The sequence below is a fragment of the Caproicibacterium argilliputei genome, from assembly GCF_029211325.2.
Classification (GTDB): Bacteria; Bacillota; Clostridia; order Oscillospirales; family Acutalibacteraceae; genus Caproicibacterium; species Caproicibacterium argilliputei.
The window spans coordinates 752,650-776,859 of sequence record NZ_CP135996.1; the positions used below are offsets into that span (position 1 = coordinate 752,650).

Sequence of the window (24,210 nt, forward strand, 5' to 3'; positions counted from 1 at the left end):
TTTGTCTAACTTTTTTGGGTCAATTCAGAGGCTCCCATGGCAGTTTTTCTGTAACAGGTATCAGTTTCGTCCTGCGGTTTAGTCCTCCAGGGAAATGTCGAAAAGCGCCTGTGCGTTTCGGCACCCCGCGTCCAATATCTCCTGCGCGGTGATGCCGCGCGCGGCGGCAATGACTTCGGCAGAGTAGGGGATAAGCGAGGAGTCGCACCGCTTGCCACGGAACGGTACCGGCGCCATGTACGGACAGTCAGTTTCATTCAGCAGGCGATCCAGTGGCACAGAGGCGGCAACCTGCACCGGCTTTTTTGCATTTTTGAACGTTACTGCGCCGCCCAAACCAATGTACATTCCCAATGCCACCACTTCGCGCATCATTTCCACGCTGCCGGAAAAGCAATGAACCACGCCGCGCGGGCGGTACTTTTGCAGCAGTTGCAGTGTGTCGGCATGAGCGTCCCGGTCATGGATAATGACCGGCAGGCCAAAGCGGGCGGCAAGCTCCAGCTGCGCGGTGAAAGCGGCTTTCTGCACCTCGTGCGGCGGGTTTTCCGCAAAGTGATAGTCTAAGCCGATTTCTCCGACTGCAACGATTTTATTTTCTGCTTTCTTTTGCAGCAGGGCTTCCAGTTTGGGCAGCCACGCTTGTGGGTCTGCTCCAATCTCCTCTGGGTGCATACCGACTGCTGCATGGATATAGGGGTATGCACGTGCCAAAGCAACGGCTTTTTCACATCCGGCAAAGTCCGCGCCGCAGTCAATGACATGGCAGATTCCTTTCTGCGGCAGTTCAGTAAGCAGGGTTTCGCGGTCAGCGTCAAACGCTTCGTCATCGTAGTGTGCGTGGCTGTCAAAAATATGCTGATAGGACAATGCCCAGTCCTCCTTTTATAGGAAAACAGGGCTGCATCAAGCGGCAGTCCTGTTTTGCGTTTTATTTGTTTCGATTCATCAGTTTCCATTCGTCATAAAGAATCGAGTAAACGGCAATATCCACCGGATTCCCTTGGTTGTTTGCATGGTGCTGGCGCAGCACACCTTCCTGCTGCATCCCGCTTTTCTGCATGACTTTGCCGGAAGCGGGATTGTGGACATCGTGACAGGCTTCCACACGGTTATAACCGGCTTTGGAAAACAGATAATCCTCCACCGCAATCAGGGCTTCGGTCATAATGCCCTGTCCCCAAAAGCGGCGGCTCATGCAGTAACCGATTTCCGCGCGGCGGACGTTATCATTGCCATCCACCACATCGATGCTGCCGATGACTTCACCGGTTGCTTTCCATTCCATGCACCAACGGTAAGTATCCGGCTTTTCGTAGTCGGCAGCCCACCGTGCCAAAGTGGCTTCGGTGTCCGTCACAGAGGGGTGCGGCTGCCAGGTCAGGTAGCGCGTGACTTCCGGGTCACTTGCCCAGTTGCGAAACATTGCGGGGGCATCTTCCACTGTGAAACGGCGAAGGTGAAGGCGCGGCGTCTCGATTTCTTGCGTTCCGATATGCTGCATAAGGGGAATCTCCTTTTTACCGAATTTTACTGCCTGCAGGTACGCCGTCCAGGAAAACGACCTTTACGTCATTTTCACCAGCGTCTGCCGCCAGAATCATACCCTGACTTTCCACACCGCAGAGTTTGGCAGGCTTCAGATTTGCAACGACTACAATCGTTTTGCCAATCAAGTCTTCCGGAGTGTACCACTGCGCAATGCCGCTGCAGACGGTACGGGGTTCGCCGGTGCCGTCGTCCAGGGTCAGCTTCAGCAGTTTCTTGGCGCGTTTGATTTTTTCACAGTTTACAATCTTTGCGGCGCGCAGTTCTATTTTTGCAAAGTCATCAATGCTGATTTGTGCCACCCCGGCAAGTTCCTCTTTGACCTTGCTTTCTTCTGCCTTTTCCGTGTTGGGGCTGGGAATCAGCTTGTTCAGTTCCTCAATTTCTTTTTCCACATCAATGCGCGGGAACAGGGTTTCTCCTTTGGCAACGGTACGGCCGGCGGGGAAGCGCCCGAAGCGTTCTACGCTTGCATAGGTGCAGTCAGCCGCAGAAAGACCAAGCTGTGCCTGTATTTTCGGCGCGGTGTTCGGCAGGAACGGCGTCAGCAAAACGGAAACAATGCGCAACGCCTCGCAGAGGTGGTCCATGACTGCAGCCAGACGCGCTTTTTTGGTATCGTCTTTGCCCAGTGCCCACGGCTCGGTTTCATCAATATATTTGTTGGTACGGGAAATGAAGCGCCAGATTTCTTCCAGTGCTTTGCTGAACTGGTAGCCGTCGATGGCGGCGTCACACTTTGCACGCAGCGCACTGCCCATTGCTTCCAGCTCACCGTCCGGTGCGGCGGTTTCCTGCTCCTGCGGAATCACACCGCCAAAGTATTTCTGTACCATGGCTGTGGTGCGGGAAAGCAGGTTGCCCAGGTCATTTGCCAAGTCGGCGTTAATGCGGCTAATCAGCGCTTCATTGGTAAACAGACCGTCGCTGCCAAAAGGAATCTCGCGCAGCAAAAAGTAGCGAATGGCATCCACGCCATAGCGGTCGCAGAGGATGTAGGGGTCAACCACATTGCCTTTGCTCTTGCTCATCTTTGTGCCGTCGCCAAACAGCAGCCAGCCATGGCCATACACCTGTTTCGGCAGCGGCAAATCCAGTGCCATTAGGATTGCCGGCCAGATAATGGTGTGGAATCGCACGATTTCCTTGCCTACAAACTGCACGTCTGCCGGCCAGTATTTGTGCAGGTCGCTTTCGTCGTCGCTGCCGTAACCCAGAGCAGTGATGTAGTTCGGCAGGGCATCTAACCAGACGTAAACAGTGTGTTTTGGGTCAAAATCCACCGGAACGCCCCACTTGACGCTGGTGCGGGAAACGCACAAATCCTGCAGTCCCTGCTTAATAAAGCCGATCATTTCGTTCTTGCGGCTTTCCGGCTGTATGAAGTCCGGACGGTCTTCGTACAGTTTCAGCAACCGGTCGGCGTAACTGGAAAGCTTAAAGAAGTACGCTTCTTCCTCCTCCCACTTGACCTCGCGGCCGCAGTCGGGACACTTGCCGTCTTTCAGCTGGGTTTCCGTCCAGAAGGATTCGCAGTCTGTGCAGTACCAGCCGGTGTACTTGCCCTTATAAATTTCACCCTTTTCGTAAAGGGTGCGGAAAATCTTCTGAATGCCCTTGACGTGGTAAGCGTCTGTGGTGCGGATAAAGCGGTCGTTAGAAATATCCAGAAGCTTCCACAGATCCTGAAAAACCTTGGTGGTGCCGTCCACATATTCCTTGGGGGTAATACCCGTGGCTGCGGCTTTCTGCTCGATTTTCTGTCCGTGCTCGTCCGTGCCGGTCAGGAACATGACATCAAAGCCCTGCATTCGCTTATACCGGGCGATGGCGTCAGATGCCACAGTGCAGTAGCTGTGGCCGATATGCGGCTTCCCGGAAGGATAGTAAATGGGCGTTGTGATGTAAAATGTCTTTTTCTCCATGTTTCTGCCTCCACTTATTTGAACAGATTATTTTTTTATTATACACGAAAAGCGCGAAAATTACAATTCCGCGCATAGAACGAAAAAAGGCGCGGGGTCACCGCGCTTTTCGGGAAGGATTTCCATAGTTCCGTTTAGTCGCGAGAGCTGTCTTCATAAATAAACTGACGCAGCAGGGTGCAGTTCTTTTCCATGTCGGTTACCTCAACCCAGCCGGCGCTGCCCAGCGTTTTTCCGTCAAAGGTGCCGTCTGCGGGAATCTGCTGGGTTTTCTGTGGGAAGGCCACAGCCGGCAGATTCAGCATACAAGTGGCGGCAAGCTCCGTGGCGCTGATGTTTGTCCACATCAGCGGCAGAATTTTGTGCAGCAGGCTGCTGAGCTTGAACGGGCCGGCAGCAGCCATCTTTTTCAGCAGCTGCCCAATGACCTCACGCTGCCGCTCGGCGCGGCCGTAGTCGTTGCCGTAATTGCGGATACGGGTATAGTACAGCGCCTGCACGCCTTTGAGTGTGTATTTGCCGGGGGTGAAGTGTGTGCCGAGGTTTTTGTTAAACTGCTCGCACAGCCCTTCGTTCAGCGAAACATCAATGCCGCCCAGGTCACTGATGATGGTGGAAAAGGAGTCAAAATCCACGGCAATATATTTATCAATTTTGATGCGGTAGTTGTTTTCCAGCGTCTGCATGGTCATAGCGGGGCCGCCGTAGGCAAAGGCTGCATTGAGTTTCTGCCTGCCGTGGTTTGGAATTTCCGCATAGGTGTCGCGTAAAAAGGAGGTCATTTTCAGCTTGCTGTGCTGCCGGTCAATTGAAAGCAGAACCATGGAGTCGCTGCGGCGTGCTCCGCCGCCGGAGTCCTGGTCCATGCCGATGAGCAGGATGTTGGTAATCCACGGGCTGGACTTGATGCTCCAGGTCGGCGCATACTGCGGTGTGCGGGCGTAGGTGCTCTGGCTTACGGTATTGTGGGTTCGGTCCATTTGAGAAAACAGAGAGGTCAGCCAGAAGAAAGGAATCAGGAGCAGTACCAGCAGAATACAGAGCGTGTTGCGCAGCCGGTGGTGCCTGCCGCTGCGCCGGTGTGCGGTGCCATGTACCGGAGAAGACTCCACTGCCCGGCGGCGGCTGACAGGCGTTGCCTGGTCGTCCGGGTCGAACCCGTCATGGTAGCGCACCTGCGCTTCCTGCTGCTGTCGGGTAGGTGCTGCCGCGCGCCGTGCACCGGCAGGCGTGCGCCGAGGGTTGCTGTAGGAAGAAAGATCGACCATCGGCTCCCGTCCGGTGCGCGGGCGCGCGGAGTGGGAGTAGATATCCCGGCTGCCCTGCGGATAAGGGGAGCGCGGACGCGTCTGCGGCCGCTGGCCGGACGCAGCGGGGCGCTTCCGATTATTTTGAGGCGTGGTTGCCATTTTCGTATCCCTCATTTACTCAGTAAAATTGCAAGCTAGCTACATTGTAGTGTCTGCAAAGTCGCGTGTCAAGTTATGTAAACTTTCTGTAACTCTTTTGCAGTCAGTTGACTTTTTGTAAAGCCCTACTATAATTGTATAGAAGAAAGTAAAAAATTGCAATTGCATTTGCGCGGAAAGGAAAGAATTTATGCGGGAAAAAAAGCGGAAGCTTATCATCCGGATTGTTGCCCTGCTGTGTGCTGCGCTGATGGCAGGCAGCGCTTTGGCAGTTGTTTTTACCATGCGATAAAAAAACCGGTGCTTTGTAAGCATCGGTTTTTTGTTTGATACAGATGGTTTGGGGTTGTGTTGGTTGTGCACTGGGCAATGGAACTTAGTCTTGGAACAGTGCGGTGGAAAGGTAGCGGTCACCGGTGTCCGGCAGCAGCACAACAATGGTTTTGCCTGCGTTTTCCGGACGCTTTGCCAGTTCGGTGGCGGCCCAAATGGCTGCACCGGAGGAGATGCCAACCAAGAGGCCCTCGGTTTTTGCCAGTTCGCGGCCGATTACAAAGGAAGGCTCATTGTCCACAGCAATAATTTCATCGTAAATTTTGGTATCCAGTGTCTTTGGCACGAAGCCTGCGCCGATTCCCTGGATTTTATGCGGACCGGCGTGCCCCTGGCTCAGCACCGGAGAAGTGGCAGGCTCAACGGCGACCACCTTGACGTTGGGGTTCTGCTCTTTCAGGTAAGCACCTGTGCCGGAAAGCGTGCCGCCTGTGCCAACACCGGCAACAAAGAAATCGACCTTACCGTCGGTGTCTTTCCAGATTTCCGGGCCGGTGGTTGCTTTGTGTGCGGCAGGGTTTGCCGGGTTGGTGAACTGACCGGGAATAAAGGAGTTGGGGGTTTCTTTTGCCAGTTCGTCAGCTTTGGCAATGGCACCCTTCATACCGGCGGCACCGTCAGTCAGAACCAACTCCGCGCCGTATGCCTTCAGCAGGTTGCGGCGTTCCACGCTCATGGTTTCCGGCATTGTCAGAACAATGCGGTAACCGCGTGCGGCTGCAACGCTTGCCAGACCAATGCCGGTGTTGCCGCTGGTCGGTTCAATGATAACCGAGCCGGGCTTGAGTTTGCCGGCCTTTTCCGCGTCGTCAATCATGGCGAGTGCAATGCGGTCCTTTACGCTGCCGGCGGGATTAAAATACTCCAGCTTCGCAACGATTTTTGCCTTCAGGTCATGCTTCTTTTCGTAATTGGTCAGCTCCAAAAGCGGGGTGCCGCCAATGAGTTCCGTTAAGCTTTTATGAATGTTTGCCATGATGAGTCCCTCCATTTAGTTAGCTGCTTTAGTTAGCTGCTGTATCTGTATTTATTCATATATGATTGGTATGGTATAGAGTATAAACGCTTTCTTTCAGAATGTCAACTGCTTTTTGCAGAAAATCGTATATAACCTATAAGTTTAGTGTAGTATACAAAAAAGTAAGGCTTCCTCTACATGATTTGCACAAGGCTGCGGTGCTTCTTTTCCTTATAAAGAGAAAAAAGCGGAGCACTTTTCCACGCCAAAAGAGCGGCGCCTGCTGCGCAAAATCCATAAAATCGACAAGAAAGTGTGTAAAGCTAACGACAAACGAACATAAAAGTAAAACACTTTACAGATAAAATATTTTACAAAAAATGGGATATAAATCCGAAAAAGCGCTGAGGAATCGCGAGCTGTTTGAAACTTTATCGTATAAAAGAAAATGATGATTTGTAAAGGCATAAACAAGTACACAGACAAACAGACAGATTTCACGAAAAATCGCAGGTGCTGGCGGGAAAGCGGGAAGTGTGCCCTGCTATTTTGATGGAAAGGTGGAGATATCGGCGCTTTCAGAAGACTCTGTGTGCATCTGCTCCCTTGCTGTGACAGGCAAAAAGGCAGTTCCGCATGGATTTGCGAAACTGCCTTACTACTAAAATCAGAAATTATTGCAGATACGTATTGGTGACGCCGGTGCCAAGCGGAATCGCCTTGGATGTCAGTTTGTTTTGATTCATCCAAGTGTAAAAGCGGTTCCAACGTGCGGTGTCCAGCTGCCCCCAACGTGCGGCATCGTCGGTATATTTTCCGGCAAGCCAGATTAGGCTGCGTTGCACCAGCGACTTTTGATTCTGCAGGGCAGGCACTTTGGAGCAAACCAGACTTGCAGTGTTTTCCGGATGCGCGGCGGCATAAGCATAGCCCATCTTGACTGCCGTTACAAAATCCTTTGCTGCTTGCGGCTGCTTTTTCAGAAAGCTGCTGTTTGCAGCCAGCAACAGTGGGTAATCATCCAGTTCCGGCGAAACATCACGGAAAAACAGGAAGTTGGCGGATATGCCTGCCTGCCGGCTGACCATGCCGTCCCAGCTGTAACTGCCGCAAACCGCGGTTGTTCCGGCTTTCAGTACAGCAGTCAGGCTGGTGCCGGCTTCTGCGGATGCTTTTAGCAGGGCGGCGTTTCCGCCGTCGGCGGTCACCACCGTGGCAAGTTTGGCGGCGGGCAGGGATTTTCCGGCGGTTTGACACAGCACGTTTTCCAACTGTTTCGGCCGTGTGATTTTCAGCGGCGCAGGCAAGAGAATGCCGGCATCGCTGTGCTGCAGCAGGGCGGCAACGGCGGTCAGCGGCTTGTCGCTAGTCAGCGCCTGCGCAAAAGCGGTACTCTGACCTGCCGTTGTAAACTGCACAGTGCCGGCGGCTGCAAGCTGTGCGGCATCCGCAGCGGATGTCGCAGTTTGAAATGTGACATCCAACCCACATTTGGAAAAGTATCCTTCCGCTTCGGCAGTGTAAAGACCGCCGAGCAGCGGAGCGGCGGTGTCCGGGTCAAGCGCAAAAGTTACTTTGACGGCGGATTTTGCCGCAGGCGCTGCGCTGACAGCGGAGGAAACCGCCCGGCTAGGGGCTGCTGACAGCGGAATGACCGACGAAGCGGTTTCTTCCCCGCAGGCAGCCGCGGAAAGACTCATTACCGCCGCCAGCAGAGCTGCGGCGGTACGGTTGCGGTTCATAAGCGTTCCCTCCTGACAGAATTCTGTTTCCACATCACTTGTGGTATTTCTCAACAATGTCCAGTACGGCGTCAATCACATACTGAACCTGTTCTTGCGTCATAGTCGGGTACAGCGGCAGGCTGATAATGCGCGCAAAATGCTTCTCTGTATTCGGGAAGTCGTTCGGCTTGAAACCGTAGCGATTGACGTAATAGCTCATCTGTGTGACAGGGATGAAGTGCACGCTGGTGCCCACGTTGCGCTGATTCAGTTCCACAATAAACTGGTCGCGGTCAATGGTCAGGTTTTCCGGCACAATGCGCAGAACATACAGGTGCCAGCAGTGCGTGGTATAATCCGGTACGAACGGCGGATCCAGTGCGTCACATTTTTGGAAGGCTGCCTGGTAGCAGTCTGCAATCTTCAGACGCTTCTGCTGCATTTCTTCCATGCGCTCCAGCTGGCGCAGGCCAAGCGCTGCCTGAATGTCAAACATATTGTATTTAAAGCCCGGCTCGCAGATGTCGTACCGCCAGGAGCCACCCTTCGCGTAACGGTTCCAGGCGTTGTGGCTCATGCCCTGACCGGCCCAGACGCGGGCTTTGGCGTCAATTTCGTCGCTGTCGGTTGCCAGCATACCGCCTTCGCCGGTGGTCAGATTTTTGGTGGCATAAAAGCTGTAGCAGGCGGCGCCCTGCAGGTTGTGCCCAATCAGCCGGCCTTTGTAACGGCTCCACAGGGCGTGGGCGGCATCTTCGCTGACGTACAGGTCATGCTCATCCGCCAGTTTGTAAATGGCGTCCAGGTCACAAACCTGACCGCTGTAATGAATCGGCACAATCGCTTTGGTTTTCGGCGTGATTTTCTTTGCGATTGCCGCCGGGTCAATACAGCCGGTGCGGTAGTCAATGTCGGCAAAGACCGGCTTGGCGCCGCAGTGCAGAATGGTGTTGGCAGTGGAGGCAAAGGTCATGGGGGAGGAGATGACCTCGTCCCCCTCGCCAATGCCCGCGCTTAGCAGAGAAACGTGCAGTGCCGCCGTGCAGGAATTCAGCGCCAGCGCGTGCTTTGCGCCGACATACTCCGCAAATTTTTTCTCAAATTCCATCGTGCGCGGTCCCTTGGCGATCCATCCGGACTTCAGGGTGTCAACCACTTCGTTGATTTCCGCGTCGGAAATATCCGGTTGATTATAAGGTATAAACTGATCCCGTACTTTAAAACTGCTCATTGCATATCCTTCTTTTTTGATTCCAAAAGTTTTGTGGCAGCGCTGTTTTGGAAACTCTGCCGGTGAAAAAATAAAGAAATAACTGTAATCCACAGATATTCACATAATAAGCCAAAATCTGTACAAAGTCAATGCGAAAGCCGTCGCGCGGCTTTTTGGAAACAAAATATTTGACGATAGGACAGGATTATACTATAATACATAGGTTAATAGATATCCTTCGGAAGGGGTGTCGGCTGTGCACCTGCAGCGAAGCAGACCGCGCTGCTGCGGGAAGCGGGCGTGCACGCGGTGATTGCCCTGCGCATCCGTCTGCGCCCTGCAAAATGAAAAAGAAAGCTGTGCAAGGAAAATGCATGAATCCTATTTTGTCCACCCCAGCTCCTGTGTGGACGAAGGCGCTCAAATCGGCGCCGGAACAAAAATCTGGCACTTTTCGCACGTGAGTGCCGATGCCGTCATCGGCGAAGACTGCACCATCGGGCAGAATGTTTTTGTGGCGGGCGGCGTAAAAATCGGCAGCCATTGCAAGATTCAGAACAACGTGAGTGTTTACGAGGGCGTGGAACTTGGCGATTACGTTTTCTGTGGGCCGAGCATGGTATTTACCAATGTGCAGCGACCGCGGTGCCGCTATCCGCAGCGCGGGGCGCAGTTTTACAAACCCACGCCCATCGGCGACGGCGCTTCCATCGGTGCAAACGCGACGATTGTCTGCGGCCACTCGATTGGCGCAAATGCTTTTATCGCCGCGGGCAGCGTGGTGACCAAAGATGTGCCGGCGCACGCCGTCATGATGGGCAACCCTGCCCGCCAGCGCGGCTGGGCCTGCGAGTGCGGCGAAAAGTTGGACGAGCATCTGCATTGTTCCAAGTGCGGCCGGCAGTACGCGCAGGAAGCGGACGGCCTGCACGAGGTCAAGTAATACAGATTGAAATGAAAGATGCTGTGCGGGGCGCTCCGGCAGGTTCCGCATCAGGAGGTAAAAAATTCATGGAGAAAATACAGTTCAATGACCTTGGCGCGCAGTATGCTGCGCTGAAAGAAGAAATCGACGCCGGCATTGCAGACGTCATTGCAGGCAGCCACTTTATTTCCGGCCCGCAGGTCGAGGAGCTGGAAAAAGAGCTGTGCGCTTTCACCGGTCGCAGATACTGTGTTACCTGCGGCAACGGCACCGATGCGCTGCGTATGCCGCTCATGGCATGGGGCATTCAAAAAGGGGATGCGGTCTTTGTGCCGGCATTCACGTTTTACGCCAGCAGCGAGGTGGTCAGCCTTTGCGGCGCCACACCGGTGTTTGTGGACAGCCGTGTCGATACCTTTAATATGGACCCGGAAGACCTGCAGAAAAAAGTCGCCCAGGTCAAGGCTGAGGGAAAGCTGACCCCCCGCGCGGTGATTGCGGTGGATTTGTTCGGTCAGCCCGCGCAGTTTCCGGAAATCGAAGCGATTGCCAAGGAAAACGGCCTGCTGATTTTGGAGGATGCCGCGCAGGGCTTTGGCGGTAAAATCGGGGAGCGTGCCGCCTGCTCGTTCGGCGATGCCTCTGCCACCAGCTTTTTCCCGGCCAAAGCGCTTGGCTGCTACGGTGACGGCGGCGCGGTCTTTACAGACGACCCGGAACTGTATGCACTTTTAAAGTCCATCCGTGTGCACGGCAAGGGCAGCATGAAGTATGAAAATATCCGCGTGGGGCTTAATTCTCGCTTAGACACCCTGCAGGCGGCCATTCTGCTGCCGAAGCTGCACGCTTTTCCGAAAGAGAACGAGCACCGCAACCATGCCGCGCAGCGCTATGCGGCGGGTTTGCAGGGCAAGTTCCAGACACCGGTTGTGCGTGCAGGGTACCATTCCAGCTTCGGTTACTTTACACTGAAGGCCGAAAGCGAAGCACAGCGCACGCAGGTGATGGATGCACTGAAAGAAGCGGGCATTCCGTCCATTATTTATTACCCCTGCCCGCTGCACCTGCAGAAAGTTTACGCACCGCTTGGCTATCAGGAGGGCGACCTGCCTGTGGCGGAAAAGCTGGCAAAGACGGTGTTCAGCCTGCCGATGCACGGCTATATTCAAGACCAGACAGTTGATTATATCTGCCGGGTTCTGCAGAAACTGTAACCGAAGGAAAAATATTACAGACCATCAGGAATATCAATTTATCTTTTTCTATAAAAATCATCTTAACAAAAATGAGGGAAATCAATATGGCAAATGTGAAAGCAGAGCTGCTCGAAAAAATCAGCGGCAAAACTGCCAAAATCGGAATTGTTGGGCTTGGCTATGTCGGCCTGCCGCTGGCAGTCGAATTTGCCCGTGCAGGGTACACCACCATCGGTTTTGATGTGCAAAAGCAAAAGGTTGATTCTGTGAATGCTGGGCAGAACTATATCGGTGATATTGTCGGCGATACCCTGAAAGAAGAAGTCAAGTCTGGCAAGCTGCGCGCGACCAGCGATTTTTCTTTCATCCGTGATGTGGATGCAGTGGCCATTTGCGTGCCGACACCGCTGGATGCGCACCAGCAGCCGGATATCAGCTATGTGAAAGGCTCCACCGAAAGTGTTGCGGAGTATGTGCATCCCGGTATGCTCATCGTATTGGAAAGCACCACTTATCCGGGCACAACGGAGGAACTGCTGCAACCAATTCTTGAAAAATCCGGCTTAAAGTGCGGCACGGATTTTTACATGGCGTTTTCACCGGAGCGGGTTGACCCCGGCAACAAGCAGTACAAAACCAAAAACACCCCGAAAGTGGTTGGCGGCATCGGCAAAGACGCAACGGAGGTTGCGGCTTCTTTGTACCGCAATGTGCTGGAGGGCGGCGTTTACGAGGTTTCTTCTCCTGCTGTGGCAGAGATGGAAAAGCTGCTCGAAAACACGTACCGCAACATCAACATCGGCCTTGCAAACGAGATGGCCATTATCTGCAACCGCATGGGCATTAACGTTTGGGAAGTTATTGAAGCGGCAAAGACAAAGCCTTACGGATTCCAGGCGTTTTATCCCGGCCCGGGTCTTGGCGGACACTGCATCCCGCTGGATCCGTTCTATCTTTCCTGGAAAGCGCGTGAGTATGACTATCACACCCGTCTGATTGAAACTTCCGGCGAAATCAACACGGCAATGCCTGAGTATGTTGTGGACCGCGTCATGAAAGTGCTCAACAAGAACAAAATCGCGCTCAACGGCGCGAAAGTTCTGGTGCTGGGTGTTGCCTACAAAAATGATATTGACGATTACCGTGAGAGCCCGGCGCTCAATGTAATTGACCATTTCATTAAGCAGGGAGCACAGACCACATTCTACGACCCCTTTATTCCGCAGTACAAACACAAGGGTGTGGTGCACACCGGCGAAAAGGAACTGACCGACCAGATGCTCAAGGATGCGGATATCGTGGTTGTCTGCACCGCGCACACCTGCTTTGATTATGACCATATTCAGCAGACTGCCAAGGAAATTTTCGATACCCGCAATGCAATGAAGAATGTGAAAGACCACAGCAACATCGAATTGCTGTAATCTTTGGCAGGTTCCTCAAAAAAAGTTAGATGCATTTTGTTTGGTTTTGCGCTTCCCGTTCCGGAGAGCGCAAAATTTATGTAAAGGAGAGTTTCACGCTGATGGAAAAATTGCGCTTTATGCTGATTGGCTGCGGTCGAATCAGCAAGAATCATATTGCTGCGGCTGCAGCAAATCAGGAAACCATGACTTTGGCGGTTGTCTGTGACCCGGTGCGCGAGCGCGCCGAGGCGAAGGCTGCTATGCTCAAGGAGCAGGCTGGCTACGAACCGCTGATTTATACCGATTACAAAAAAGCTTTGCAGGAGCAGGAAATTGACGTCTGCTCCATCGCAACCGAAAGCGGCTACCACGCGCGCATTGCACTGGACTGTATGGAGCAAGGCAAAAGCGTTTTGATTGAAAAACCGATGGCGCTTTCCACTGCAGACGCAGAGAAAATGCTGGCGGCCGCGGAGCAGAAGGGTGTGACGCTCGGCGTTTGCCATCAGAACCGCTTCAACGCTCCCATTCAGCAGCTGCACAAGGCATTGGAGGACGGCCGCTTCGGCAAGCTGGTCAGCGGCACCGCGCGCATTCTGTGGAACCGCACCATGCCGTACTATCAGCAGGCACCGTGGCGCGGAACCTGGGCACAGGATGGCGGCACGCTGATGAATCAGTGCATTCATAATATCGACCTGCTGCAGTGGAGCCTCGGCGGCGAGCCGGACACCATCATGGCTATGACCGGCAACTACCTGCGCGATATTGAGGCGGAGGACTTCGGCTCCATTTTGATTCGCTTTAAAAACGGTGCCATCGGCATTGTAGAGGGTACGGCGTGCGTTTATCCGAAAAACCTGGAAGAAACCCTTTCTGTTTTCGGCAAAACCGGCTGTGCCGTGATTGGCGGCTTGGCAGTGAACCGTGTGCAGACCTGGAACTTCGCAGAGCCTGCCGAACAGGATGCGGTGGTTTCCAAGTTGGCAGGCACTGACCCGAAGGATGTTTACGGCAGCGGGCACAATCTGTTGTACGCCAATTATATTCATGCGGTGCAGACCGGCACACAGCCGCTGGTTTCCGGCTATGAGGGCATTAAGGCGCTGAAAATTATCCTTGCGGCATACAAGAGCCAGAAAACCGGGCAGGCAGTCAAGTTTGACGGTTTGTCCTTTGCAAGCACGGATATGTGCAGCGCTGACGTGAAAGTAAACGGCTGACAAAGCGGGCAGGGGGCAGAAAGCGAATGAAAATCGTTACAGTTGTAGGTGCGCGGCCGCAGTTTATCAAGGCAAGTGTGGTTTCCGCCGCGCTGAAACCGCTTTGCACAGAGGTTTTGGTGCATACCGGCCAGCATTATGACCAGAATATGTCTGAGGTGTTTTTTGAGGAGCTGCAGATTCCGCATCCGGCGTATAACCTGGGTGTCGGCAGCGGCACGCATGGCCGCCAGACCGGCGAAATGCTGATTGGCATTGAGAAAATTCTGTTTGAGGAAAAGCCGGACGTCATGCTGGTTTACGGCGACACGAATTCCACACTGGCGGGCGCGCTTGCGGCGAGCAAGCTGCACATTCCGGTGGCGCACGTGGAGGCGGGTCTGCGCTCGTACAATATGCGGATGCCGGAAGAGCAGAACCGCATATTGAGTGACCATATCTCCACCTGGCTTTTCTGCCCGACACAGACCGCCGTGAAAAATCTTGCGAAAGAGGGCATCACCAAGGGCGTTTCCGTTTCCGGTGATGTCATGCTGGACAGCGTACTGCATTTTCGCGAAGTTGCGCGCCAAAATCCGGAGAAGCGAAAGATTTACGAGCAGTTGGGCATTGCACCCAAAGCGTACCGCCTGGCAACGCTGCACCGCGCGGAAACCACCGACGGCGGCGAAGATGCCATTGTGCGCATTTTTGACGCATTTGAGCAGCTGCCGCAGCGTGTGGTGATACCAATTCACCCGCGCACCCGCGCGCTTGCGGAGGAGGCAATCCGCACCCGCGGCTACCGTAATATTCAGCTGATTGACCCGGTGGGGTATCTGGAAATGCTGCTGCTGACCAGCGGCGCCTGCCAGGTGCTGACCGACAGCGGCGGTTTGCAGAAAGAGGCTTGGTTCATGGAAGTGCCCTGCGTGACGCTGCGCAGCGAAACCGAGTGGGTGGAAACAATGGAAGGCGGCTGGAACGTGCTTGCCAAACTGACTACGGCGGATATTCTGGACAAAGCCCTGCACACCGTGCCCAACGCGGCGGCGCGCCAAGCACAGCCTTTCGGGGACGGACACGCCAGCGAAAAAATTGCCCGTGCGGTCTGTAACGAAAAGGAGTGGCCGAAGCAATGAACATCATCTATCTGGAGCATTACGCGGGTTCACCGCAGCACGGCATGGAGTTCCGCCCGTATTTTATGGCGAAGCGCTGGGTCGAGGCCGGCCACACGGTGACCATGGTTGCCAGCTCGTACAGCCACCTGCGCACCAAAAATCCGGATTTGCAGGGTCGCCCGTATCTGGAGGAAACCATGGACGGTATCCGCTGGTTCTGGATTGCCGGACCGCAGTATGCCGGAAACGGTGTGGGCCGGATTCAAAATATCCTTTCGTTCCTTACCGGGGTGTACCGTTATCAGAAGCAGATTTGTGCGGTCGGCAAGCCCAATGTGGTGATTGCCTCCAGTACCTATCCGCTGGATATTTACCCCGCAAAAAAGATTGCGAAGCGGTACGGCGCTGAGGTGGTTTATGAGGTGCATGACCTGTGGCCCCTCAGCCCGATGGAGCTGGGGCACATGAGTGCGCACCATCCGTTTATCATGGTGATGCAGAAGGCGGAAAACGAGTGCTGTAAATCCGCAGACGCCGTTGTCAGCCTGCTGCCCTGCTCGAAAGAACATTTTGTGGAGCACGGAATGCAGCCGGAAAAATTCTCCTGTATTCCAAACGGCATTGTACAGGCGGACTGGGAGAAACCTCTGCCGGAGCACCCGATTTATGAAAAGCAGCTGAAAGCGTGGCATGATGAAGGCTGGTTCCTGATTGCCTACACCGGCGCACACGGCGTTGCCAATGCGCTGGACAGCTTTGTGGAAGCCGGCGAAAAGCTGCAGGGCAAAAAGATTAAGCTGCTGCTCATTGGCCCCGGGCCGGAGCGTGAGCGGCTAAAAGCCAAAGCAGCACCACTGGAAAATGTGGAGTTGCTTGACCCGGTCGGCCGTGCGCAGGTGCCGGAACTGCTGGCGCAGATGGATGCGCTGTATGTGGGTCTGCAGCGCCAGCCGCTGTTCCGCTTCGGTGTTTCCCCGAATAAACTCATGGATTATATGATGGCGGGCAAACCGGTTATTTTTGCGATTGAGGCAGGCAATGATATGGTTGCCGAGGCGCAGTGCGGCATTTCCATTCCGCCGGAAGACAGCACCGCCATCGCGGACGCGGCGCAGAAGCTTGCCGCCATGCCGCAGGAGGAGCTTGCCGCCATGGGGCAGCGCGGCCATGCGTATATTTTAGCGCACCATGAATATGACGTACTGGCAAAGCAGTTTTTAGATGTAATGCAGCAGCATTTGAAGCATTCAACTTCCGCAAAATAAAAATCCGCAGAAAAGCAATTCGGTTGCCTTTCTGCGGATTTTTTAGTTTCTTTCATTGCCTGCTTGGAAAGCGCTTATACAGACAAAGCTGTGTGACAGAATTGATGCAAAACCCAAGTCCCATCCCAATTCCCTCTCAATTCATCATAGCAAATGCGGAAAGATTTTACAATCATCCTGCAACGGCGCCGTGGATATTCGCGCGCCTTAAGGCAAACCAGCTGCCGGCACCGAACGCTCCGCTAAGCAGCAGCAAAAGCAGAATAATGCGGCTGGGCGAAGCAACTAACCATTTGGCAAAAGGGATGAGATTGACGCCAAACAATCCGGATGCAAGGTTTATCAGAACGATCATGGATACAATCACCACGATAGCGCCGGTTCGGTTCAACCGCCAAAAAAGCAGGGAGAGGAACGTGCCGAACAAATATAGACAGAAGAGAACCAGAAATTGAAACACGGCGTCTGTAAATACGAGTCCTGCAAATTTTTGCGTCGCGTATTTGAAAAAGAACTGCCCTTTGTCAGTTAATCCATTGCACAGAAATAGGAAAGCGGATAGAAGGAAACCGCACAGCAGATGATTGACAAAGGCAGTCAGGCGCGAAATGCCAAACTGGAGCGCCAGCCGCATCTGGCTGCGCGCGGCGACTATGGCAATGACAAATGCGAAGATAAAGAGAGAGCCTGTCAGGGAAACGGAAGTACGGCTGATCGTTTCGCCGTTCACATACAGAATGGCGGTGGTCAAAGCCGCCATGAGAAGCAAGGTAAGGAAGCAGGCCAAAATCCCTTTTGCCAATTCTTTTGAATAGTATAAAAATATCGGCTTCAAATGCATTTTCATAGTGGGTTTTCCTCCTCCATCAGGCTGATGAAATACGCCTGTAAATCCAATTTAGAAAATTCCAGACCGGTGGGCGGTTCAGCTTCCGGTGTTCCCTGTACGCAGGCGGTTTTTAAGCCGCCGAGTATCCGGCTGGAAAGCACAGCTTTGCCTGTAAGGTAATGGTCCAGCTGCGCGGCGGGGCCGCAGACAGAGTAAGCGGCTGCCATGAGTTCTTCTGTCGGGCAGTCGCGGATGACTTTTCCACGGCGAATCATCACCGTATGTTCCACAAGGTTTGCAATTTCCGCAATCAGATGGGTGGAAACCACAATGGTGCAGGGACGTTCCGCGTACTTTTCCATCAGCAGGCGATAAAATAAGTCACGGTGCTGTGCGTCCAGACCAAGCACCGGCTCGTCAAAGAATAAATAGGGGGTGTTGACCGCAAGCCCCAGAATCAACCGGAAGATGGAGGCGTAACCGGTGGAAAGAGAAGAAATCTTCTTGTTGGTTTTCAGTTCAAACTTTTCCGCCAAACTTTCCGCGTAGGGCAGGTCAAATTCCGGATAAAACAGCTTTGCGGCGGCAAAGGCTTTCTTTACTTTAAGGTCACTGGGAAACAGGTTTTGGTCGCCCACCAAAAAAAGCTTGTGCAGGGCGTGGTCGTTGTTGTGGACTGGCTCGCCGTCCAGCAGGACACAACCCTTGTTGGGCAGCTGCCGGTCGGCGATGATGCTCAGCAAGGTGGATTTGCCCGCACCGTTGTTGCCTAAAAGCCCGTAAATCCGGTTTTCGCCCAGCGTCAGTGACACCTGGTCGAGCGCAGTGGCTTTTCGAAATATTTTCGTTAAATTCTGGATTTCAATTGGCATTTTCAAACCCTCTCTTCATCATTTCGGTGAGCTCGGATTCTGTCAATCCAAGGTTTTTTGCCTCTTTGATTGCCTTGTCGATAAAATCCCGGTAAAAACTTTCCCGGCGCTGGCGGCGCAGCTGCTCCTGTGCGCCCTTAGCTACAAACATCCCAATCCCTCTCTTTTTGTACAGCAGGCCTGCATCCACAAGCAGGTTAATCCCTTTCAGTGCTGTGGCAGGGTTAATTTTGTAAAGAACAGAATATTCCGTAATGGACGGCACCTGGCTTCCTTCCGAATATGCACCGCTCAAAATGCCGTTTTCCAGTTGATGTGCTAGTTGTTGAAAAATCGGTTGGTCTTCCTGAAAAGACACTGCAGTACCCCTTTCTTAATCTGTTGGTTAGTTACACAAGTAATTAACCGTATAAGTAATGTACCATGCGGTAGAAGATTTGTCAAGACCTTTTTTGCATTCCTGCAGACCGGCGCAGTGCAAAACCGTATTTTTGCAAAAGCGGGCATAAAAAATGCACCCGGTGAAGGGTGCGACTTCCTGTATTTTTGTTCCAGCTGACTTCGCTCTTGTTTTAGGCGGAATAACAAAGATGGATTCAAATGTCAATGTTGAGCTCGCGAATCTTTTCCTGCAGACCGAGAAAGTCCTCAAAGGCTTCCGGCTTCTTGCGTGGGTCGCGCAGCAGTGCGGCAGGGTGCAGCGTCGCCATCATCCAGATGCCGCCTTTCTGTACCCACTGACCGTGCTGGCGGGTGATTTTGATTTTAGGGTCGAGAATCCGCATGGCGGCAATGCGTCCCAGACAGACAATGATTTTGGGGTGCATCAGGGCGGTCTGCGCACGCAGCCAGCCGATGCACGCTTCCTGCTCTTCCGGCAGGGGGTCGCGGTTTTTCGGCGGGCGGCACTTGACCATGTTGGCAATGTAAATGTTTTTATGCCGGTTCAGGTCAATGGCGTCCAGCATTTTGTCCAGAAGCTGACCGCTGCGCCCGACAAATGGCTCGCCTTGCAGGTCTTCCTGCTCACCGGGACCCTCGCCAATCAACAGGATGCCGGCATTGGGGTTTCCTATGCCAAACACCAGATTGGTGCGGGTGGCCGCCAGCGCGCAGTTTTGACATCCGCGGCAAGCGGACTCCAATTCGTCCCAGTTTTGATAAAGCATCTTTTTCCTCCTGAATCGGCAGTCTTGCGGGCGCTCAGCAGTCGGCAAACACATAGTTGCCCGCGCCGATGTGCTTGGCATGGTAAAGGGCAGTATCTGACTTTTTATACAGTTCCTCAAACGTTGTGCCCGCTGTGGGCACAAGCGCGACGCCCATGCACGCAGAAACAGAAATTCCGTTGGCGTACCGGTGGCAGATGTGCGCGGAAAGCATGGAAATCTGCTCAGCAAGCTGTTTCTCGGTGGGTATATTCTGCAGGAACAGCACGAATTCATCGCCGCCCAGCCGACCGCAAATGTCGGTGGGTGCCGCACACGCTTGCAGTACTTCGCTGACATCTTTAATTACCTTATCACCAAACTGGTGACCGTTTGAGTCATTGATGTGCTTAAAGTGGTCTAAGTCTACGATGACGAAGGCCTGTATACATTCGGAACGAACCAGCAGTGCCTGGCAGACACGCTCAGTCAGCGTGCGGCGGTTTAGCAGTCCGGTCAGCGAGTCAGTCTGCGAACTTTTTTCCAGCTGCAGCTGCTCACGCTTCTCTGCATCGATGTTTTTCACGGTGAGAAAGGCGCGTACGGATTTGACATAAGGGTCGCTGACCAGCTGCGCTGTGACGGAGTACCAGGTTGGTTGGGTGGTTGTGTCTGTTGCGTAGCGGAATTCCAGGCTGGCGCGGTACTGCCCAGTGTAATAGACAGAAAGCAGATGCTCACGCGTAAACATCTGAAAAAAGCGGTTTTTGTCGTCCACATAAATTAGGTGAAACGCCGCGTGTGCATGCAGACCTGAATAGGTGGAGATGCCGCTGCACATTTCCAGAATCACACGGCTGCTGCTTTCTATTTTTTCCAGATGGTCGTCGGTCAGGTCACACTCAAAGTAAGCAGTGCAGTCATGCCGAAGCTCAGCGTAGTTCTGCAGCCATTTTTCGTAGGCAATTTCTTTTTCGCGCTCGGCGGTTATGTCTTGAATGGTAATGATGGCGTGGGCACCCATGTTGTCGGATGCCGGGGCATAGACGTACTTTAAGCAGAACCAGAGGAAGTGAGAGGAAAGGGACTTGCGTGCCTGCAGAACACACTGCCCGAATGGTTTACCGGCATTCAACAAGTCGAAAAAGCGCCGCAGCTCACGCTTGCTGGAGGGGGTCAGCAGGTCGCTGCCCAGAATGGAGTCCGGCAGGTCGTAAAGCACCGAGGGAAACTCCCAGTCACTGTCAATAGTATACACAAACGTCAAAGAGTGTGAAGTCAAATCGTAGTAGCCTAAAATCGTGTGGAACTGCCGGCTGGCAGCCTTGCACATTTCTTCACTCAGGCGGACTTTTCTCTGCATTTGTTTCTGGCGGGTCAAATCCATAAAAGACCACAGAAGACCACTCTGCGGCGACCGCTGCAGGTAGCAGCGCATCAACACCGCTTTTCGCAGCCCGTTGCGACAGTCCGCATACACTTCTTTTTCAAACAAATCCTGATGCTGTGCCAGTGCACGATGCAGGTCTTCCAGCAGAAGCGTAAGGTCTGTTTCCGGCAGAATAAAACAAAGGCTGGTAAAGCCGGCTTGCAGCGCCTGGGGGCGGGTGTAACGGAAAAGTGCGTAAAAGCGGTCGTTTGCCTCAAGGACATTTAGCGTTTCGTCAAGTGCGACACGGCACAGCCCGCAGGGCACCGTGTTTAATGTGGTGTCCTGCCGGATGGTGTCGTCAAGATCCTTTTGCGGTTTGCGGACATCTACCATGGCACTGCTCCATTCCTCTTTGCGGTACGAATTATATCGTAGCATATTTGGCTTGTTGCGAAAAGTGTTTTTACGAAAAAAGTAGAAAATACATCTATCCGATTGCAGTCTTTCACTGCAAAAATAATATTCACAATTGTAATCAGAGTAATTATATCGCAAAAACAGAAGCGTGTAAATAGAATTACGCAGATTTTATTTTTAATATGAAAGAATTACACCAAGTACTTAAAAATTACAATAAAATTCACAGAGTATAAGGAATATAATAATCATGATGCACAAAACAAAAGCCGCTGCCTATTTGCGCAGCGGCTCCGGATAAGCGGCTCTTAAAAATCAACCGGCCGGTCATAGTAACAGGCGGTCAGAAGCTTCTCCATGTCTTCTTGGCTGGGCTGGCGCGGATTGGAGCCGGTGCAGGCGTCGCTGATGGCCAGTTTCGCCACATCATGCAGCTTTGCCTGGAACTCGTCTTCCGGCACCATGCCGTTTTCGTAGTCCTTCAGGGCATGGGGAATGTTCAGCAGCTCGTTATACATATCAATCTTCGCACATAGTGCATTCACTAAGCCTGACTCATCACCGGTCAAACCCACGGTGCGGGCGATGGTTGCATAACGTTCCCGTGTTTCCGGCACTTTTGCGTTGTACTGAATGACCTTCGGTAAGTACATGGCGTTTGCACAGCCGTGCACGATGTGGCCATTTTTGTAAGCCGCGCCGGTTTTATGTGCCATGGAGTGGACAATGCCCAGCAGCGCATTGGAGAATGCCATGCCGGCAAGGCACTGTGCGTAGTGCATCTGCTCGCGTGCAGCCTTGTCGCCCTTGTAGGAAGCGGGCAGATACTCAAAGACCATCTGAATGGCCTGCAGAGCCAGCGGGTCGGTAAAGGGAGTGTGCAGGGTAGAAACATACGCTTCAATGGCGTGTGTCAGGGCGTCCATGCCGGTATGGGCGGTCAGCTTCGGCGGCATGGTCTCTGCCAGAGCCGGGTCGATGACGGCAATGTCCGGGGTAACGTTAAAGTCTGCAAGCGGATATTTAATACCCTTTTCATAGTCGGTAATGACAGCGAAAGCCGTAACTTCCGTTGCGGTGCCGGAGGTAGAGGGAATCGCGAGGAACTTCGCCTTGGTGCGCAGGGTGGGGAAGCCGAACGGCGTAATCAAATCCTCAAACTTGGTTTCCGGATACTCATAAAAAGTCCACATGGCCTTTGCGGCATCGATTGGGGAGCCGCCGCCGATGGCAACAATCCAGTCGGGGCCGAAGTCCTGCATGACTTTTGCGCCGCGCATGACGGTTTCTACAGACGGGTCCGGCTCTACGCCTTCAAACAGGCAGGTTTCCACGCCGGCTTCGTGCAGGTTGTCCAGTACCTTGTCCAAAAAGCCGAAGCGCTTCATGGAGCCGCCGCCAACCACGACGATTGCTTTCTTGCCAGGCAGTTTTTTGAGTTCATCCAGTGCATTTTTTCCGTAGTAAATGTCTCTGGGAAGCGTAAAACGCATATGCTTGTACCTCCAATTGCTTTTTTTCAAATTAGTTATAATTGTACCAAAAACATTATAGCATTTGTCAAAAAAGAGTCAAGCACAATTAACAATATTCTGCAAAAAAAGTGCACAGAATCAAACAAAGTGTCTTTGAAAGAAACGACTATATGAAAAACATATAGTTTTCGCCGCTGCGGGCGGCCTCTTCCAGCAGGTCAGACAGCCGCAGTGCAGACAGTGCCTGTTCGACCGATTCCTCCAGTCGGTTTTCCACCAGATCTAGCGCGGCCTGTGCGTCCCGGGCGTCATTGGCCAGAGTCTGGGCGGGGTGCTCAAACAGAGCGGTGTCTGTGGCGCGCAGGATGTCCAGCACACGGATCTGCGCGGGCTGCTGTGCAAGGCGATAGCCGCCCTGTGCCCCCTGGGTGGAAATGACCAGCTGCGCGCGCTTCAGCAGGGAAAAAACCTGCTCCAGGTAAATGCGGGAAATGCCCAGCCCCTCTGACAGGCGGGTGATGTTGACAACGGTGTCCTTGCCGGACTGTGCCATCCGCAGCAGCGCGGCAATGGCATAGCGGCCTTTTGCGGAAATGCGCATAGCGTTCCTCCTTCTATATCCTACTTTTTTAGTATCATTTATATGATATACGTTCTTTGCGCTTTTGTCAATCTGCGGCTGCTTTACTGTGCCTTTTTGCAGAAGCAGAGCATGCCAAACACCATGATTAGCGGAAAAGCCACCGCCAGCAGCAGACCACTCTGCAGACCACGGCTGCCTGCCCCTGCAAAGCCGGTCAACCAGGGCCCCAGAGAGCAGCCAATGTCACCGCACACCGCTAGAATCCCGAACATTGAGGTGCCGCCACTGCCAAACGAACGTGCCGCAAGGCTGTACAGTCCCGGCCACATCAGCGAAACCGAAAGGCCGCACAGCGCGCAGCCCAGCAGCGAAAGCGGCGCAAAGGGGGAAAGGCAGGTGAGCAGGTAGCACAGCACGCAAAGGGCGCTGCAGCCCAGCAGCGCATGGTGCAGGTTGGCTTTTTCCCCAAACAGGCCGTACAGCAGCCGTCCCGTGCCCTCCAACACAGAGAACAGGCACGGCCCCAACAGGTCGCCAACCATCTTTTCCACACCAAGTCCGCGCTCCACAAAAAGGGAAGACCACTGACTCATGGATAGGTCGGCAGCACCCGCACAAAGGACAAGCAGCATACAAAGCAGAAACAAACGGGAATGCAGCAGACTGCCAACCGGCGTTTTTTCCTCCGGCGGGATTGCGGGCGGCATGGGAACCCGCAGAAAGCGAATCAGGTTGACAAGGGGCACCAAGGCCCACAGCATGGGCAGGATAAACCAGCTATGCACGCCAAGCAGGTGCAGCGACAGGGTGGTTCCGGCAATCACGGCGACCTGCCCCCAGCAGCAAAACGAATGCAGCAGGCTCATGGAGGAGGCTTTTCCCGCCATGGGCAGGGCATCCAGAATCGGACTGACCAGATCTTCTACCAGACCGCTGCCCATCGCACAGCAGACCATGGCCACCGCAAGTCCGGTAAAGGGGTCGATGAGGTTCGGCAGAACGCCCATGAGCACCAGACCGGCCGCTGCCGTCAGGTGCGAACCAATCATACAGCGCCGGATGCCAATGCGGTCAACAAAGCAGACGGAAAAAAAGTCCATGCACAGCTGCGTGCCGAAGTTCAGCAGAATCAGCTGGCTGAGCTGACCGAAAGAAATTTGGTAACTGTCCTGAAACACCGTGAACAGCAGCGGTGCCAGACTGTTGACGATGCCCTGCGTCAGGTAGCAAAGGTAGCAGGCACGGCGTGTGTGCCGGTAGGTGCTGTGCATATGGTTCCCCCTCCC

General features: G+C 53.6%; 21 protein-coding genes. 6 read left to right on the forward strand and 15 right to left on the reverse strand.

Features of this window, described 5'->3' with window-relative positions; all coding sequences use genetic code 11:
* Nucleotides 1–78: 78 nt before the first annotated feature.
* From PXC00_RS03540 to PXC00_RS03570, 7 genes are all read right to left on the reverse strand, one after another.
* Entirely contained in the window at nucleotides 79–870 is a 792-nt protein-coding gene (locus PXC00_RS03540; protein WP_275845925.1) for a TatD family hydrolase, read from the reverse strand.
* A gap of 61 nt (nucleotides 871–931) precedes the next feature.
* Nucleotides 932–1,504: a GNAT family N-acetyltransferase gene (locus PXC00_RS03545; RefSeq protein ID WP_275845926.1), complete on the reverse strand. Its 573-nt coding sequence runs from the start codon at nucleotides 1,502–1,504 to the stop codon at nucleotides 932–934.
* Nucleotides 1,505–1,520: 16 nt separating this feature from the next.
* A complete protein-coding gene (metG, locus tag PXC00_RS03550) occupies nucleotides 1,521–3,473 on the reverse strand; it encodes a methionine--tRNA ligase (protein WP_275845927.1) in 1,953 nt (650 codons plus the stop codon).
* A gap of 134 nt (nucleotides 3,474–3,607) precedes the next feature.
* On the reverse strand, nucleotides 3,608–4,882 hold the full coding sequence (locus tag PXC00_RS03555; RefSeq protein WP_275845928.1) for an LCP family protein: 1,275 nt from the start codon (nucleotides 4,880–4,882) through the stop codon (nucleotides 3,608–3,610).
* A 376-nt stretch (nucleotides 4,883–5,258) separates the two neighbouring features.
* The gene (gene cysK / locus PXC00_RS03560) at nucleotides 5,259–6,191 is read right to left on the reverse strand and encodes a cysteine synthase A (RefSeq protein WP_275845929.1); all 933 of its coding nucleotides are present in this window, start codon (nucleotides 6,189–6,191) and stop codon (nucleotides 5,259–5,261) included.
* Between the two features lie 656 nt (nucleotides 6,192–6,847).
* Nucleotides 6,848–7,915, reverse strand: coding sequence for an ABC transporter substrate-binding protein (locus tag PXC00_RS03565; RefSeq protein ID WP_275845930.1), 1,068 nt, complete (start codon nucleotides 7,913–7,915; stop codon nucleotides 6,848–6,850).
* 34 nt (nucleotides 7,916–7,949) lie between these two features.
* On the reverse strand, nucleotides 7,950–9,128 hold the full coding sequence (locus PXC00_RS03570; RefSeq protein WP_275845931.1) for a DegT/DnrJ/EryC1/StrS family aminotransferase: 1,179 nt from the start codon (nucleotides 9,126–9,128) through the stop codon (nucleotides 7,950–7,952).
* Between the two features lie 352 nt (nucleotides 9,129–9,480).
* Between PXC00_RS03570 and PXC00_RS03575 the strand changes: the two genes are divergently transcribed.
* The 6 genes from PXC00_RS03575 to PXC00_RS03600 all read left to right on the forward strand — a co-directional run bounded on the left by PXC00_RS03575 (nucleotide 9,481) and on the right by PXC00_RS03600 (nucleotide 16,228).
* Entirely contained in the window at nucleotides 9,481–10,053 is a 573-nt protein-coding gene (locus PXC00_RS03575; RefSeq protein ID WP_275845932.1) for an acyltransferase, read from the forward strand.
* Nucleotides 10,054–10,121: 68 nt separating this feature from the next.
* Nucleotides 10,122–11,249, forward strand: a complete 1,128-nt coding sequence (locus PXC00_RS03580; RefSeq protein WP_275845933.1) for a DegT/DnrJ/EryC1/StrS family aminotransferase — start codon at nucleotides 10,122–10,124, stop codon at nucleotides 11,247–11,249.
* 86 nt (nucleotides 11,250–11,335) lie between these two features.
* Entirely contained in the window at nucleotides 11,336–12,655 is a 1,320-nt protein-coding gene (locus PXC00_RS03585) for a nucleotide sugar dehydrogenase (protein ID WP_275845934.1), read from the forward strand.
* Nucleotides 12,656–12,756: 101 nt separating this feature from the next.
* Nucleotides 12,757–13,860 (forward strand): Gfo/Idh/MocA family protein, encoded by a 1,104-nt coding sequence (locus tag PXC00_RS03590; protein ID WP_275845935.1) that lies wholly within the window; start codon nucleotides 12,757–12,759, stop codon nucleotides 13,858–13,860.
* A 26-nt stretch (nucleotides 13,861–13,886) separates the two neighbouring features.
* Nucleotides 13,887–14,981 (forward strand): non-hydrolyzing UDP-N-acetylglucosamine 2-epimerase, encoded by a 1,095-nt coding sequence (gene wecB, locus PXC00_RS03595; protein ID WP_275845936.1) that lies wholly within the window; start codon nucleotides 13,887–13,889, stop codon nucleotides 14,979–14,981.
* Nucleotides 14,978–16,228 (forward strand): glycosyltransferase family 4 protein, encoded by a 1,251-nt coding sequence (locus PXC00_RS03600; RefSeq protein ID WP_275845937.1) that lies wholly within the window; start codon nucleotides 14,978–14,980, stop codon nucleotides 16,226–16,228. The genes wecB and PXC00_RS03600 overlap by 4 nt, the downstream gene beginning before the upstream one ends.
* Before the next feature lie 172 nt (nucleotides 16,229–16,400).
* Here the strand turns inward: PXC00_RS03600 and PXC00_RS03605 are convergent, their stop codons facing one another.
* The 8 genes from PXC00_RS03605 to PXC00_RS03640 all read right to left on the reverse strand — a co-directional run bounded on the left by PXC00_RS03605 (nucleotide 16,401) and on the right by PXC00_RS03640 (nucleotide 24,195).
* The gene (locus PXC00_RS03605; RefSeq protein ID WP_275845938.1) at nucleotides 16,401–17,075 is read right to left on the reverse strand and encodes a hypothetical protein; all 675 of its coding nucleotides are present in this window, start codon (nucleotides 17,073–17,075) and stop codon (nucleotides 16,401–16,403) included.
* Entirely contained in the window at nucleotides 17,072–17,929 is an 858-nt protein-coding gene (locus PXC00_RS03610) for an ATP-binding cassette domain-containing protein (protein ID WP_275845939.1), read from the reverse strand. Before PXC00_RS03610 ends, PXC00_RS03605 begins: the two co-directional genes overlap by 4 nt.
* Nucleotides 17,919–18,287, reverse strand: a complete 369-nt coding sequence (locus PXC00_RS03615; protein ID WP_275845940.1) for a GntR family transcriptional regulator — start codon at nucleotides 18,285–18,287, stop codon at nucleotides 17,919–17,921. Before PXC00_RS03615 ends, PXC00_RS03610 begins: the two co-directional genes overlap by 11 nt.
* Nucleotides 18,288–18,525: 238 nt before the next feature.
* Entirely contained in the window at nucleotides 18,526–19,098 is a 573-nt protein-coding gene (locus PXC00_RS03620; RefSeq protein WP_275845941.1) for a uracil-DNA glycosylase, read from the reverse strand.
* A gap of 34 nt (nucleotides 19,099–19,132) precedes the next feature.
* Nucleotides 19,133–20,887: a sensor domain-containing diguanylate cyclase gene (locus tag PXC00_RS03625; protein WP_275845942.1), complete on the reverse strand. Its 1,755-nt coding sequence runs from the start codon at nucleotides 20,885–20,887 to the stop codon at nucleotides 19,133–19,135.
* A 287-nt stretch (nucleotides 20,888–21,174) separates the two neighbouring features.
* Nucleotides 21,175–22,359 (reverse strand): iron-containing alcohol dehydrogenase, encoded by a 1,185-nt coding sequence (locus PXC00_RS03630; RefSeq protein ID WP_275845943.1) that lies wholly within the window; start codon nucleotides 22,357–22,359, stop codon nucleotides 21,175–21,177.
* 148 nt (nucleotides 22,360–22,507) lie between these two features.
* Nucleotides 22,508–22,942, reverse strand: a complete 435-nt coding sequence (locus PXC00_RS03635; protein ID WP_275845944.1) for an RrF2 family transcriptional regulator — start codon at nucleotides 22,940–22,942, stop codon at nucleotides 22,508–22,510.
* An 83-nt stretch (nucleotides 22,943–23,025) separates the two neighbouring features.
* Nucleotides 23,026–24,195 carry an MFS transporter gene (locus PXC00_RS03640; protein WP_275845945.1) on the reverse strand — a complete coding sequence of 390 codons (1,170 nt, stop codon included), beginning with the start codon at nucleotides 24,193–24,195 and terminating at the stop codon, nucleotides 23,026–23,028.
* Nucleotides 24,196–24,210: the final 15 nt, after the last annotated feature.